Origin of the sequence: Sphingobium sp. DC-2, assembly GCF_000722555.1 — a bacterium.
Classification (GTDB): domain Bacteria; phylum Pseudomonadota; class Alphaproteobacteria; order Sphingomonadales; family Sphingomonadaceae; genus Sphingobium; species Sphingobium quisquiliarum.
This window is the reverse complement of the sequence record NZ_JNAC01000050.1, coordinates 21,188-35,680: the sequence shown is the minus strand read 5'-3', so window position 1 is coordinate 35,680 and position 14,493 is coordinate 21,188. Positions and strand designations below refer to the sequence as shown.

The window sequence follows — 14,493 nt, the reverse complement described above, 5'->3', positions numbered from 1 at the left end:
GTCGGGCGGCAGAACAGCGAAGGGGAGAAAAGCGTGGCGGCCGGCCAGAGGGATTTGACGCAGGGGCCGATCGGATCGACGCTGCTGCTTTTCGGCCTGCCCACGCTTGGGTCAAACATCCTCCAGTCGCTCAACGGGTCGATCAACACCATCTGGGTCGGCCGCTTCCTGGGGGAGCAGGCGGTGGCGGCGACGGCCAACGCCAACCTGATCATGTTCCTGATGTTCTCCATCGTTTTCGGCTTCGGCATGGCGTCGACCGTGCTGATCGCGCAGGCGACGGGAGCCAGGGACATCGATGCCGCGCGCCGCGCCTTCGGATCGGCGGTGGGCTTCTGCTTCCTCTTCGCGCTGCTGGTCGCCACCGCCGGATGGATCGGCGCGCCCGCTTTGCTGCGCCTGCTCGCGACGCCGGCCGAAGCCTTCGACCTGGCGCTGGCCTATCTGCGCGTCATCTTCATTTCCATGCCCGCGACGCTGCTGAGCGTCATGATGACGATGGGCGTGCGCGGCACGGGGGATGCGCGCACGCCCTTTTACTTCATGCTGCTCAATGTCGGGCTGGACCTGATCCTCAACCCGGTACTCATCCTGGGTCTGGGTCCAGCGCCAGCCTGGGGCATAGCGGGCTCCGCGGCGGCCACGGCCTTTGCGGGTTTCATCAGCTTCGCCGCGCTGGTCGCCTACACCTATAGCCGCGATCTGCCGCTGCGGCTGAGGGGGGCGGAGTGGAGTTATCTGCGCCCCGCCATGGTGCAGCTACGCATATTGGTGGTCAAGGGACTGCCCATGGGATTGCAGATGATCGTCGCTTCGGCATCGGGGCTGGTGATGATCGGGCTCGTCAATCGCGAAGGGCTGCTGGCGACGGCGGCCTATGGCGCGGCGCAGCAGCTCTGGTCCTATCTCCAGATGCCGTCCATGGCGATCGGCGGGGCGGTCAGCGCCATGGCGGCGCAGAATCTGGGGGCAGGACGCTGGGACCGGATAAGCAAGATCACGGCTTATGGCCTTGTCTATCTGGTCGGTTTCACCGGCCTGATGGTGGCGCTGATGCTGTGGTTCCACCATCCGCTGCTGGCGCTTTTCCTGGGCGACAAGAGCGCGGCCATCCCGCTTGCCTGGCGCATGCAGGTGATCGCGAGTTGGAGCTTCATCCTGTTCGGCGGGGCAATGATCTATTTCGGCATCATGCGCGCCAATGGCGTGGTGGTGCGGCCGCTGATCATCATGATCGTAGCGCTGTTCGGGGCGCGGCTGGGCTTTTATGCCGTCGCCTACCCGTATATGGGCGCGGATGCGCTGTGGTGGAGCTATCCCGCCGGGTCGCTGACGGCCCTGCTGCTCGCCGGATATTCCTATTATCGCGGCGATTGGCGCAGCGCGAAGCTGATGGTGCCGCCCAGCGAGGAAGAGTGCGTGGAAAACGTCAATTCCGAAGCGGAAGCCACGGGGCGGATCGCGCCGGTGGGCTGATCCGCCACCTGAAAGCTCAGCGGCCCTGGCTGCGCCAGCGCGTGATGGTGCGGTCCAGAATATCCGCTTCGCCGCCCGTTTCGCGCCATTGCTGCGTGAAGCTGGGGTCGCCCGACGCGGGACGCCGCGCTTCTTCCAGATTGTCGAGCGCCACGCGGATCGGCACGGCAACGCCTTCGCCGCAGATGATCGCTTCCCGGTTGCGCAGCGCCGGAATGGTATCGAGGAAGCCGCGCGAGCCTTCGGGCATGGCAGCCTTCACGAATGCCTGGTCGCGATCATTGTTGAGGCGCATGGAAATGATGGTGCCGCATTGCGACAGCACGCCTTCGGCCAGGTCGGACGGCCGCTGGGTGATGAGGCCCAGCGAAACGCCATATTTGCGGCCTTCCTTTGCGATCCTTTCCAGGATGCGGCGAACCGCCTGGCCATTACCGGTGGTGGAGGCGGGGATGTAGCGATGCGCTTCCTCGCATACCAGCAGAAGCGGGCGCTGCGCTTCGTCCCGCGCCCAGATGGCATAGTCGAACACCAGCCGCGACAGAACCGAAACGACGACCGATGTGATGTCCGACGGCATGGCCGACACATCGATGATGGAGATAGGCTTGCCGTTGGAGGGCAGGCGGAAAATCTTGGCAATGAACTCCTGCATGGTGTCGGCGACCAGCATGCCGGAGAACATAAAGCTGTAGCGCGGATCGGTCTTGATCTCGTCGATCTTGGTCTTGAGCCGCATATAGGGCAGGGCGCCGGTGCCCTTGTCCAGCTTCCCCATTTCATTCTGAAGGATGTTGGTGAGGTCGGACAGCATATAGGGGACGGGCGAATCCACCGTCAGACGGCCGATGCTTTCCGCGAGCCGGTTCTTCTGCCGCGCGGCAAGCAGACATTTGGCGAGGATGTCGCAATCGACGGTGCGGTCGGAGCCGGAGGAGGTCACGAAAACCTCGCAATGCTCCTCGAAATTCATGAGCCAATAGGGCAGGTTCAGGTTGCCCACGTCGAACACCGCGCCATTCTGGGCGAAGGCCGCGCCATATTCGCCATGCGGGTCGATCATGACGATATGGCCTTCGGGCGACAGGTCGCAGATGCGGTGCAGGATCAGGGCGGCGCTGGTCGACTTGCCGGTGCCGGTCGAGCCAAGCAGCGCGAAATGCTTGCCCAGCATCGCATCGACATAGAGCGCGGCGCGTGTGTCGGCGGTGGGGAAGACGGTGCCGATCTGCACATGCGGCCGGTCATCGGCGGCGTAGATTTGGCGCATGTCTTCGCTGGACAGCGGATGGATTTCGGTTCCGGGCGGAGGATAATGGGTGACGCCCCGGCGAAAGCGGCAGATGCGGCCCGTGACTTGTTCCTCATCCCCTTCGCCCAGAAAGTCGATGTCGGCGATGATCAGGCCGCTATTCTGCCGGTCCAGCGCCATGGACCGGACGCTGGCGATCAGCCAGGCCGCGCCCACGCGCATCTTCACCTGGCTGCCCACCTGTCCCGCCATCGCTATGCAGGGATCGCCATCCCGCGCCAGCGTCTGCACGCAGGCCGCGTCGATCAGCACCTTCGAACTGGAACCGGCGATTTGAAACACCTCGCCGATCGAGCCGGGCAGCGCCGCGGCCTGGGGTAGGGCGTCGGCGAATTCGGCTGCCGCAGGCATGAGACTCATAAGCGCTCCCGTTGCGCCGCCGGAACCAGCTTCAGGCAGCCGTCACCCTTTTTATCGCGCCAGTGGTAAAGAATATGCTTATGAGCGCCATCCGGCGTGATCAGGGCTCCGCCCGGCGCGTCAAACCGCCGCCCGATATGGCGCTGCCAAGTGCGGGACCATATCCATTCATGGGAAAGAGCCGCCAGCAATGGGGCATTTACACAGGATAGCTGCTTGCGCGAATTGATGAATGCCAGTGCGTCCCGCCGGTCCGATGCGATTTCCATTGCCCGCGTCATCTGCATATTGGGCGTCGTCTATGTTCATGCATGGACGGGACTGAACGGCCATGACCTGGAAATCGCGCGGGGAACGCCGCAGGAAAATCTGCGCTGGCTGCTGATGGAAATCTTCGGCCGCAGCGCCGTGCCCCTGCTGGGCATCATTTCCGGCTGGCTGGTGGGCGGATCGGCGCAGACGCTCGACTGGCCGCGCCACATCGCGCGCAAGGCGCGAACGATATTGCTGCCCATGGTCATGTGGAATGCGCTGGCGATTTTGTTCGTGTCGGGCGCGGCCTTGCTGTTGCATCTGCCAGCGCCCGTGCCTGTGTCGCTGGACTGGCTGGTGCAGGAGCTGTTCATCGTCAGCCGCAACCCGGACATCAATGTGCAGATGCCCTTCCTGCGGGACCTGTTTCTCTGCATGGTCGCTGCGCCGCTGCTCGTCCGATTGCCGGGCGGAGCGCTGTTGGGGGTCGCAGGCGCAGCCGGCTTTGCACAACTAATGGAATGGGGGCCGCCGGTGCTGATGCGCCCGGCGATCCTGTTCTTCTTCACCATCGGCATGATGGCGCGGCGGGGCGGCCTGGCGGACCGGGTGGCGGCGCTTTCCTGGCCCAGGGCGGCGGTGCCCTTCCTCCTGCTGATGACCGTACAGCTTTACTTCTCGCTAAAGGCGGCGTCGGGCGCGGGCCTCGGCGTCGGCATGCTCGACCTGGCCGTGCGGGTGGCGGCCGCCACCTGTTTCTGGCGGTTGTCATGGGCGCTGGCGGCGAGCCCCGCGCGGGCGATGCTGTTGCGGATCGAGCCTTTCGCCTTCTTCCTCTTCTGCTCGCACCTCATCCTCATCTGGCTGGGCGGGCCGGTGCTGGGCGCGTTGTTCGGCAAGCTGGGGTCCCCGCTCTATCCTGCCTATCTGATCGTTCAGCCGCTGCTGGTGCTGATCGCGGTGCTGCTGCTTGGCTCGCTGCTGAACCGGGCCTGGCCGGGCCTTGCGGGCCTGTTGAGCGGCGGGCGGTTGCGCGCGACGGCCTGAACGGGCTGGCGCGCCTACTCGCCGGTAAGGCGCTGGATGGCAGCCATGGTGATGTCCAGGCTCCGCTTGCGCGCCTCGAAATCGTAGATCTGCCCGCCGATGATCAATTCATCGACGCCGGTGCGTTCAATGAAGGCGGCCAGATCGCGCTCCACCTCCGCTTGAGTGCCGATGCTGGTGGCGCTCCGTGCCGCCGCCATCTGGGCCTGAACGACCGGGGGAAGGCTGTCGAGATAGCCAGGAACCGGGGGCGGCAGCTTGCCCGGTTGCCCGGTGCGCAACTGCACGAACATTTGCTGCATCGATGTCGCCAGCAATTGGGCTTCGTCAAGATCATCGGCGGCGCAGACATTGTAGCCTGCCATTACATAAGGGCGGTCTAGCTGCGCCGAGGGGCGGAAATCACGGCGATAAATGGCGATCGCCTCGTCCAGAGCCGCGGGCGCGAAGTGGGAGGCAAAGGCGTAGGGCAGGCCAAGCGCGGCGGCAAGCTGCGCGCCGTAGAGGCTTGATCCCAATATCCAGATCGGCACCTGTTCGCCCGCGCCTGGCGTCGCCTGAAATCCAAGGCGCGGGTCGCCTGCAAAATAGGCCTGCAATTCCATGACGTCGCGCGGGAATTCATCGGGTCCGCCGGACAAGCCGCGCCGGATCGCTTGCGCGACGCGCTGGTCGGAACCGGGCGCGCGGCCGAGGCCAAGGTCGATGCGGCCGGGAAACAGGGCGCTCAACGTGCCGAACTGCTCCGCGATCAGCAGCGGCGCATGGTTGGGCAGCATGATGCCGCCAGCGCCGATGCGGATGCGGGACGTCGCCGCGCCGATATGGGCCAGCACGACGGAGGTCGCCGCCGATGCGATGCCGGGCATGCCATGATGTTCGGCCACCCAATAACGGTGGAAGCCCAGCGCTTCGGCGTGGGCGGCGAAGACGGCGGACTGACGAAGCGCGGTGCCTGCGTCGCTGCCTTCGGTGACGGGGGCAAGGTCCAGAACGGAAAAACGGATCATCGCCCGCATATGGGGGCATGATCCGTTTCGTTTCAATACGAAATGTGAGTCTGCGTCAGACGGAGCGTCCGAAGCCCTGCGGCCCCGCATCGGTGCGGCGGCCGAAGGCGGGCTGACGCCGCGCCACCAGCGGATTGGAATCGCGATCCAGCAACGCCATGGTTTCAGTGAAGCAGGGACGCAGCGCCACGACGATCTCGATCAGTTCGTCCGGGCCTTCCCGCGATTCCACGCAGCGGCGGGCGACCATTTCGATGCGTTCAGCCATGCTGCTCAGGCGATGGGCGCCGAACTGAGCCGATTCGCCCTTCAACGTATGGGCGGGCGTCACCAGCGCCACGGCATTGCGTTCGCGAATGGCCTGTTCGATCGCGCTGATCGCCTTTGCGCCATCTTCCCGAAAATAGCCGAGGATGCGGAGGAAGGCGCTGCCCAGCTCCGCCCGTGTTTTAGCAAACTCGTTCCAGTTTACCAGTTCCGCCTCTTGATAGGCCACCCGCGACACTCCCTGAATTTCTGCTCAGGATAAGTTGCGCGCGTAAACAGCCGGTTAAGCTGTTACGGTTCCAGCGCGATTTTTCCTTCAACCCTGCCGTTCCAGCCTGAAATGATGGCCGCCATTCGCCGTGAACGCCCAGCCTTGCTGCACGGCGAGCGCTTCCAGTTCGCCCGGCGCGACCGGATCGTCGGCTTCGATCGTCACGGCGCTCGCCGATCGCATGGCGCGCGCGGCGCGCAGGGCAGGCCAGGGGCATTTCATGCCGCGCGCGTCGATATGAAGCGCGTCACTTGCTGGCATAGGGGTTCTTCGCGCTTCGCAGCGTCAGCCGCACGGGCACCGCGCCGAAGCCCAATTCCTTGCGGATGCCGTTCACCAGATAGCGGCGATAGCTTTCGGGCAGGTCCTCCAGCCGGGTGCCGAACAGGACAAATGTCGGCGGCCGGGTCTTGTTCTGGGTGATGTAGCGCAGCTTGATGCGCTTGCCGCCCGGCGCCGGGGGAGGGTTCGCTTCCAGCGCGCGCTCGAACCAGCGGTTGAGGATGCCGGTGGACACGCGCTGCGACCATGCCGTGCGCGTTTCGAAGGCGACGCGGATCAGGTCGTCCAGCCCTTTGCCGGTGGCGCCTGATACGGTCATGATCGGCACGCCGCGCACCTGGGCGAGGCCATCGGACAGCGCCTGCTTGATGCCTTGATAGAGCGCTGAGCCATTTTCCACCGTGTCCCATTTATTGAGGCCGATGACAAGGGCGCGCCCTTCCTCCAGCACCTTGTCCGCGATGCGCAGGTCCTGCGCTTCCAGCCCGCGCGTCGCGTCGAGCAGCAGCACGACGACTTCGGCGAAGTTGACGGCGTTGAGGCCATCTGAAACCGCCAGCTTTTCCAGCTTGTCCTGCACCTTGGCGCGCTTGCGCATGCCCGCCGTGTCGATCAGGCGGACCGGGCGTTCCTCGCCCTCCCGGCTGGTCCATGTCCAGTCAACGGCGATGCTGTCGCGAGTGATGCCCGCCTCCGGCCCGGTCAGCAGCCGGTTTTCGCCCAGCAGCCGGTTGATGAGTGTCGATTTGCCCGCATTCGGACGGCCGACGATCGCCAGCTTGAGCGGCGCGGCTTCCAGGTCGGCTTCGCTCGGTTGGGCTTCCTCCTCTTCCTCTTCCTCACGGTCGATATAGGGCAGCAGCGCCTGGAACAGGTCGGCCAGGCCCTGGCCATGCTCGGCCGACAGCGGCACTGGTTCGCCAAGGCCCAGGCTGAACGCTTCCATCACGCCATCCGCGCCCGTTTTGCCCTCCGCCTTGTTGGCGACCAGCACCACCGGGGCGTCGCCTTCGCGCAGCCAGCGGGCGATTTCCTCGTCCAGCGGGGTGATGCCCGCGCGGGCGTCGATCAGAAACAGCGCGACATCGGCGCTTTCGACCGCCGCCTGCGTCTGCAACCGCATGCGGCCGGGCAGGGTCTGCGGATCTTCATCCTCATAGCCCGCCGTGTCGATGATGGTGAAATCGACGCCCAGCAGGTTCGCCTGCCCCTCCCGCCGGTCGCGCGTCACGCCGGGCTGATCATCGACCAGCGCCAGCTTCTTGCCGACGAGGCGGTTGAAGAGGGTGGACTTGCCCACATTGGGCCGCCCGACAATGGCAACTGTGGGCAGCATAAAGCCCTATTCCTTAAAATATGAGTGCTCCTGCGCAGGCTGGAGCCCAGTTCCGTCGCTTGGACCGGGCCCCAGCCTGCGCAGGAGCACATTATCTAACATTATCAGCGGAGTCAGCGAAACGCCGTCAGTTTCCCGTCATCCGCCAGGATGTACAGCATGTTGTTGGCGACCACGGGCGACAGCGACATGGAACGGTCCATGTCGACAGCGGCCTGCACCGTTCCCGTCGCCGGATCGACATAGTTGAGGTCGCCATGCGTGGATACCAGGATCAGGCGGCCGCCAGCGAGCACAGGTCCGGTCCAGCGGATCGCGTTGGTCTTCTTCTTTTCCTTTTCCCAGCGGCGAAGCTGGCTGATCCAGCGGATCTTGCCGGTGGCGCGGGCGACGCAGAGCAGCTTTGCGTCGCTGGTCACGACGAACACCCATTCGCCCACCACCCAGGGGGTGGAGATGCCCGCAATATTGATTTCCCACAGGCGCTGGCCGCTGACCAGTTCATAGGACGCCATGCGGCCGCCCTGGCCGATGGCGAACACGCGCCCGCGATCGATCACCGGATCGGCGTCGATGTCGGTCAGCGTCGCCACGGCGGTGGAGATGCTGGTCCGCGACAGGGCGTCGCCCCACAAGGTGCGGCCATTTTCGTAGCGATAGGCGGTCAGTTCACCCGAGCTATAGCCAGCGATCACCGTGCCTTGCGCAGCAGCGGGCGCCGCGACGCCAAAAACGCCGGTGACTTGCAGCGTGCCGCTGTCCGTCCACTGCACCTCGCCATCGCTCTGGTTCAGGGCGAAGATCTGGTTGTCCTGCCCCATCACATAGACATGGCCGTTGGCGAGGGTCGGCGCGCCGCGTAGCGGGCCGCCGGGGCGCTTTTTCCACAGGATTGAGCCATTGGCGGCGTTGAGCGCGGCGACATCGCCCACGCCCGTGCTGGCATAGACCTTGTCATCCACCACGCTGACGCCGCCGCCGAACAGCGCGCGTCCGCTGCCTTCGGCGGGCAGGGCGGTCTGCCACAGCTTGGCCCCGCTGTTGGCGTCGAAGGCGATGACATGCGCGCCCGCGTCGATCACATAAAGCTTGCCATTGGCGACGACCGGGGCGGAGGCCAGGCGCGCGCGCGGCGTGCTGCCTTCGATCGAGGCGGTCCAGGCAGTCCGCGGAGACGCGCTCAGCGCCAGATGGCCCATCGCCTTGGAACTGTTGCCCGCCGGTTGCGTCCAGTCGGGGTTGGCCACCGCTTCGGGCAGCGTGACCGGCACGTCGGCCAGCGCCGGATCGACCTCGATCCCCTGCTCATTGGTCAGGATCGACACGCGGTTGCCGACCACCGGCGTCTTGGGTCCGCCCTTCTTGCCGCCGATGATGCCGCAGCCTGCCAGCAGCGCAACCATTGCGGCCACCGTCACGGCGCGGCGCGTGCCCGCGAATTTCGTCATGCTGTGCATCCCCATGCGCTTTTTTCCGTTATTCCTGTCCCGGAACGGCCGGTATTTCGACCGCGTCCACCCCCAATAAGCCCGCCATCTGTCGCGCGCGTGAACGGATCGACTGCGGCACGCTGTCATCCTTGGCCATGGCAGCGAACATCGGCCCGGCAAGGTCGGGCTTACGCATCTTCATATAGGCTATGGCGACCATCTCGCCCGCGCTGCCGAACCAGGGCGCGCCTTCGACCGCGAGGGGTTTCAGCCGGTCGACGACCTGCTGCGGCTTGAGCGCTTCAAATTCCAGCGCCGTCTGCCTGATGAGGGCGAGGTCGCGATAGGGCTTGTCCAGCTTGCTGTCGGCGGCCATCGCCTTATAGGCGGCGATCGCGGCCTTGGTGTCGCCCTTCTGGGAAGCAACGCCAGCCTTCACCAGCAAGGCCGAAGCGCGGAAGCCCGGCTGGCTGGCGTTGGTCAGCGCCTCAAGCTGCTTGGCATCCGGCGTGCCGCCCCCTGCGGCCGCCGTGATCACCTTGTCCATCTCTTCGGACACGGCCTGCGACTGCGTCTTGCTGTGATGCTGCCAGTAAAGCCAGCCGGCGAACGCCGCCAGCCCCACGACGACGGCGATGACGATCCACCGGCCGAAGCGCTGCCAGAATGACAGCAACTGGTCCTGGCGCACCGCCTCATCGACTTCGCGCATGAACACTTCGCTATTTTGCGGCGTCAGGGCCACATCAGTCTCCAGATACGTCAGAAAAGGCAGGCGGAAGGCGCGATCAATAGCGGGGGCGCGGCCACACGCAAATCACTTTTTAGGGCGATAGACCTGATCCTCGGTCGGAAAGCTGCGGCTGCGCACGTCGGCGGCATAGCGTTCCGCCGCGCCGCTGATGGTTTCGGCTATGTTTTCATAGCGTTTGACGAAGCGCGGCGTGCGTTCGAACATGCCCAGCATGTCTTCGGCCACCAGCACCTGCCCGTCGCAATGGGCCGATGCGCCGATGCCGATGACGGGGATGTCGACCCCGTTGGTGATCTCCACCGCCAGCTCCTCCATCACGCCCTCCAGCACCAGGGCAAAGGCTCCGGCATTCGCCACGGCCCTGGCGTCGTCCATGATGCGGGCGTGCTCTTCCTGGCTCTTGCCGCGCGCGCCATAGCCGCCCAGCGCATTGACCGCCTGCGGGGTCAGGCCGACATGCGCCATGACGGGGATGCCCCGGCGGGTGAGGAAGCTGATCGTTTCCACCATCGCCTGCCCGCCTTCCAGCTTGACGGCGGCGCAGCCCGTTTCGGCCATGACGCGGCTGGCGCTGGCGAAGGCCTGGGCAGGGGAGGCTTCATAGCTGCCGAAGGGCATGTCGACCAGGACGACGCTGTGATAGCTGCCGCGCACCACGGCAGCGCCATGGGCGATCATCATGTCCAGCGTCACCGGCAGGGTGGATGGCAGGCCGTAAATCACCTGGCCCAGCGAATCGCCGACCAGCAGCATGTCGCAATGCGGGTCCAGCAATTGCGCCTGACGGGCGGTGTAGGCCGTCAACATCACCAGCGGTTCGGCCGTCTTGCCTTCGACCTTGCGCCGCTGGATCGCGGGGACGGTCAGCCGCTTCATCGGCGCGGGCGTGGGATTGGCGCGGCTGGTTGACGTGTCGAGCGTGAAGGTGGTGGACATGACCTTGCGCTCTACCCCACTCGCCGGATCGGCGCAAAAAAATGCGGGAGCGGCGGGCCTGTGCCGCTCCCGCAGGGGGTGAACCTCGAAAGAAGGATCAGAACGAGAATTTGATCGTTCCGCCCCATGTCCGCGGATCGCCCACCTGACCGGCGATCAGACCGGTGTTGCCGGGCGCAACCTGTAGATTTTCGATATAGTTCACGTCGAAAGCATTGCGGACCCAGCCGAAGAGATCGAAGCCTTCGCCACGGAAGCCCGCGCGGAAGTTGGTGAGGGCATATCCCTTCACTTCCGTGTAGCGCGACGGCGACGCGTTCGAATTCCAGTGCGAGCGGTAATTGCCGTCGACGCCCAGATAGACCTGACCTTCCTTCGCCAGCAGCGTGACCGGAATATTATATTCCGCGCCGTAGGAGAAAGCCCATTTGGACACGCCGGGCAGGTCCTGGCCGGAGATGTCGCACTGACGGGGGCTGGCCGCGCCCGGGACGCCCGGTTGCGAGTAGTCGGGGGCCGCATTAGCTGGCTGAGACGGACCGCCGGACAGTTCGGGCGGGCACGGAGCGTTGGTGAACTTTTCATATTTGGCGTCGGTGTAGGCGCCGTTGGCGTAAGCGGTGAAGCGATCGCTGGCGACAACCTTGAAGTCTGCTTCTATGCCTTGTGACCGCACCTTTTCCGCATTGGCAAGATAGCCGCGAACCGTACCGAACTGCCCGCCATTCACCGTCGCCTGGAAATTCTTGATCTCTGTTCGGAAGGCGGTGATGTTGAAGGTGGCGCGTCGATCCCAAAACTGGGTTTTCAGCCCGATTTCATAATGATGGACCGATTCCGGCTTCACGGTGCCTGCGTCGGTGTTGACCGTATTATCGGCGTTCAGCGGCAACCCGTTCTGGTTGATGCCCAGCGTCTTGAAGCTCTTGGCATAGGTCGCATAGGCGAGGATATCCGGAGCGATCTTGTAATTGATATTGAGGTCGTAAGTGAAGTTCCAGGCGCTGTCAGATGGCGCGCTGACCTGCGGTTGATACACGCCACACTGTGCCGCCAGATCGGAGCCGGTCGGAGGCGTAGGAGTGCAGGAAATCACCTGGCCCTGGCCATTGGTGACAACGCGCTCATAAAAGCCCGACTTCTTGTCATAGTTGAGGCGAGCGCCCGGCTGAATGGTCAGCGTGTCGTTCACATGCCAGCTCAACTGCCCGAACAGCGCGGCGCTGCTGCTCTTGAGATATTGCGTATTGCTGGCGGTCAGTCCAGCCAGCACCTCAGGGCGGTTGTAGGGATTGTTCTGATTGGTGGACGGCGCCAGGCTGAAGCGCGTGGCGTCAAGGCCCTGCTGCTCGGTGCCCTGCGTGTCGATCCGCTGTTTGAAGCCGAACAGGCCGACCACGAAGTCGATCTTCTCGCCGTCATAGTTGTAGCGGAATTCTTGACTGTACTGGTCCTGCTGCGACGGATTCTGCGAGCGGGAAACGACCGACAGACCAGTGAAGTCCCGGTCATTTTCCGGCTTCCAGTCCCAGAAGCGCCACGCCGTTACCGAGGTCAGCGTGCCGGGTCCAATATCCCACTTCACGCGTGCGGACACGCCGCCGATCTTGTTACCCGCGTTCAGGCTCGAATCGAGATCGGTCAGGCGGTCATAGGGGTTTCGGCTGGGGACCGCATAGTTGCGGCCGGGATTGGCGGCATTGATAGCCGCAATGATCGCATCATACTGACGCGTAAGTGGACGCTGCGTCCGGCCCACGCGGACGAAGGTGGTGCCGCAGCATTCGGGGTCCTGCTTGCTGTAGTCGCCTGACAATGTGATGCTCAGGTCGTCATTGGGCTGGAACAATATCTGGCCCCGCAGGCCCAGATTGTCCTGCTCGTTGATCCAGCGGTTCGTGGTTACATTGTAGAGCGTACCCCGGCGGCTGGTCGCTGCAACGGCAAGACGTGCGGCGACGGTGTCGGACAGCGGGCCAGAAATGGCGGCCTTGGCCTGCCGGTAGTTGAGGTTGCCGACGGACAGTTCGGCGCGGCCTTCAAAGTCGAAGGTCGGCTGGTTGGTCGTGATGTTGATCGCGCCAGCGGTCGTGTTCTTGCCGTACAGCGTGCCCTGCGGGCCACGAAGCACTTCGACCTGGCTCACGTCCAGAAAGTCGAAGGTCGCGGCGGCGACGCGCGAATTGTAGACATCATCGACATAGATGCCGACGCCCTGTTCGAAACCGTCGCTGGTCAGGCCAAAGGGCACGCCAAGCCCGCGAATGTTGACGGAGGTATTGCGCGGATTGGTCGTGTAGACCTGCAATGTCGGCGCGAGCTGCTGGAGCTTCACCACGTTGAAATTGCCGGTGGCCTCGATGCTGTCGCCGCGGATCACGGAGATCGCCAGCGGCACTTCCTGCGCGGTTTCCGCACGGCGGCGGGCGGTGACGATGATCACGTCTCCGCGCGGGCTGGATTGTTGGGCTGCGTCGGCGGCTGGCTGGACCGCGTCCTCGGCCTGAGCGCTGGACGCGATGATGGAGGCGCTCGCCGCGGAGGCGAGCAACAGGAAACGCGCAATCATAAGATTCCCCTTCCGGATGTCCGGTTGATGTTGATCGCGGCTTTTCCGGCGGTCCGGTCAAAACCGATGGTCTGGGAATGGTATCGGGCAGTCGGCGGCCACCCCTGCCGCCTTCCAATCACCGCCTGCCCGGCGGCTTAGTCTCGCAACCCTGATATTCTTCCGCAGCCTTTCAGGCTGTCAGGCGTGTTTTTTCTGTTACGTCGATCTGCACCACGCGGGCGTCGTGCACGGTCAGGGTCACCGACCCGAACCGAAGCGCTTCCAGAACATTGCGCAGCTTTTCGATGCTGATGGCAATGTCATGGCGTTGACCGTCAGCCCGGCCGTTACGTGCATTCTCAACGGATCTTGTTTCACTCATAAACACCTCAAGGCCGTTCTTAACTCAACTATTACGATAGACAAAGAAACAAAAATAGGGGGCGTGCAAGTTCAACTTGTCGCCCCCAGCGCTTAGCCGATGCTCCTCATCGCGCTGACCCTGCGATCCTGATGCGCTGATGCCACGGCGGGGCGGATCTGGCGCATTGCAGAGGCCTGCTCGCGCGCATTGTCGATCAGGCTTTCCAGCAGGCTTTGCCCGAACGCCCATTCGCCAAGGCCGGAATCCGCGTTGATGTGGCCGCTATAGCCAGCATCAACGAACGCGCTTCCCCAGTTCTTCGCTATGCTGTGAGCGCGCTCGAAGAAGATATAGGGGTCGTTGCGGCTTCCCACGACGATGGAGGGGAAGGGTAGCTGGCCTCTGGGGGTGGGGCCAAAACCCCCGATCGTCTCCGGCGTTTCCATCCGGTCGCAATCGGGTGGGGCGACCAGCAACGCGCCAGTCACCGGCCAGCCATAGGCCTGGCTCTGCAACGCGCCCCACCAGGCGACAGCCAGGCAGCCCAGGCTGTGCGCCGCCAATATGATCGGCCCGTCAGCTTCCCTGATGGCTGCGTCCAGCCGCGTCACCCAGCTGTTGCGGTTGGGGCTGGCCCAACTGCCCAGATCCACGCGCTCGCAATCGCCTCGCGTCTTTTCCCAAAGGGTCTGCCAATGTCCCGGCCCGCTATTGTTCAGGCCGGGTATCGTCAGCACCACAGGCTGGCGTGCATCGTCCATATGTCCGAATCGGTCCATGGTGAGATCCTCGTCCACTTTATCGAGCATCAGAAATAATTCTATTTTTTAAGTAGACAATAGTCC

Annotated in this window: 13 protein-coding genes; 2 read left to right on the top strand and 11 right to left on the bottom strand. The window is 64.1% G+C overall.

From position 1 onward, the window contains the following. Nucleotides 1–33 precede the first annotated feature (33 nt). The gene (locus ET21_RS0110195) at nucleotides 34–1,476 is read left to right on the top strand and encodes an MATE family efflux transporter (RefSeq protein ID WP_030539599.1); all 1,443 of its coding nucleotides are present in this window, start codon (nucleotides 34–36) and stop codon (nucleotides 1,474–1,476) included. A gap of 16 nt (nucleotides 1,477–1,492) precedes the next feature. Here ET21_RS0110195 and ET21_RS0110190 read toward each other — a convergent pair whose 3' ends face one another. Beyond that, nucleotides 1,493–3,148: an ATP-binding protein gene (locus tag ET21_RS0110190; protein ID WP_021237573.1), complete on the bottom strand. Its 1,656-nt coding sequence runs from the start codon at nucleotides 3,146–3,148 to the stop codon at nucleotides 1,493–1,495. Between the two features lie 228 nt (nucleotides 3,149–3,376). Here ET21_RS0110190 and ET21_RS0110185 point away from each other — a divergent pair, with 228 nt between their 5' ends. Further along, a complete protein-coding gene (locus ET21_RS0110185; RefSeq protein WP_156029101.1) occupies nucleotides 3,377–4,447 on the top strand; it encodes an acyltransferase in 1,071 nt (356 codons plus the stop codon). Nucleotides 4,448–4,461: 14 nt separating this feature from the next. On the opposite strand, the gene ET21_RS0110180 is transcribed toward ET21_RS0110185, so the two are convergent. The 10 genes from ET21_RS0110180 to ET21_RS0110135 form a co-directional block, all read right to left on the bottom strand. Next, the gene (locus ET21_RS0110180) at nucleotides 4,462–5,457 is read right to left on the bottom strand and encodes an LLM class flavin-dependent oxidoreductase (RefSeq protein WP_030539597.1); all 996 of its coding nucleotides are present in this window, start codon (nucleotides 5,455–5,457) and stop codon (nucleotides 4,462–4,464) included. A 55-nt stretch (nucleotides 5,458–5,512) separates the two neighbouring features. Continuing rightward, nucleotides 5,513–5,953 carry an Hpt domain-containing protein gene (locus ET21_RS0110175; RefSeq protein WP_021237577.1) on the bottom strand — a complete coding sequence of 147 codons (441 nt, stop codon included), beginning with the start codon at nucleotides 5,951–5,953 and terminating at the stop codon, nucleotides 5,513–5,515. An 87-nt stretch (nucleotides 5,954–6,040) separates the two neighbouring features. Beyond that, the gene (locus tag ET21_RS0110170) at nucleotides 6,041–6,256 is read right to left on the bottom strand and encodes a sulfurtransferase TusA family protein (RefSeq protein WP_021237578.1); all 216 of its coding nucleotides are present in this window, start codon (nucleotides 6,254–6,256) and stop codon (nucleotides 6,041–6,043) included. Next, the gene (gene der / locus ET21_RS0110165; RefSeq protein ID WP_030539596.1) at nucleotides 6,243–7,613 is read right to left on the bottom strand and encodes a ribosome biogenesis GTPase Der; all 1,371 of its coding nucleotides are present in this window, start codon (nucleotides 7,611–7,613) and stop codon (nucleotides 6,243–6,245) included. The genes ET21_RS0110170 and der overlap by 14 nt, the downstream gene beginning before the upstream one ends. 113 nt (nucleotides 7,614–7,726) lie before the next feature. Further along, on the bottom strand, nucleotides 7,727–9,076 hold the full coding sequence (locus tag ET21_RS0110160; RefSeq protein WP_051585389.1) for a PQQ-binding-like beta-propeller repeat protein: 1,350 nt from the start codon (nucleotides 9,074–9,076) through the stop codon (nucleotides 7,727–7,729). Nucleotides 9,077–9,089: 13 nt separating this feature from the next. After that, nucleotides 9,090–9,788: a tetratricopeptide repeat protein gene (locus ET21_RS0110155; RefSeq protein WP_030539594.1), complete on the bottom strand. Its 699-nt coding sequence runs from the start codon at nucleotides 9,786–9,788 to the stop codon at nucleotides 9,090–9,092. A 72-nt stretch (nucleotides 9,789–9,860) separates the two neighbouring features. Further along, complete coding sequence (panB, locus tag ET21_RS0110150; RefSeq protein ID WP_030539593.1) at nucleotides 9,861–10,733, bottom strand: 3-methyl-2-oxobutanoate hydroxymethyltransferase; 873 nt, start codon at nucleotides 10,731–10,733, stop codon at nucleotides 9,861–9,863. Nucleotides 10,734–10,830: 97 nt separating this feature from the next. Further along, entirely contained in the window at nucleotides 10,831–13,302 is a 2,472-nt protein-coding gene (locus ET21_RS0110145) for a TonB-dependent receptor (RefSeq protein ID WP_030539592.1), read from the bottom strand. A 172-nt stretch (nucleotides 13,303–13,474) separates the two neighbouring features. After that, nucleotides 13,475–13,666, bottom strand: coding sequence for a DUF2292 domain-containing protein (locus ET21_RS0110140; RefSeq protein WP_021237584.1), 192 nt, complete (start codon nucleotides 13,664–13,666; stop codon nucleotides 13,475–13,477). 92 nt (nucleotides 13,667–13,758) lie between these two features. Continuing rightward, nucleotides 13,759–14,427 carry an alpha/beta hydrolase gene (locus ET21_RS0110135; RefSeq protein WP_030539591.1) on the bottom strand — a complete coding sequence of 223 codons (669 nt, stop codon included), beginning with the start codon at nucleotides 14,425–14,427 and terminating at the stop codon, nucleotides 13,759–13,761. Nucleotides 14,428–14,493: the final 66 nt, after the last annotated feature.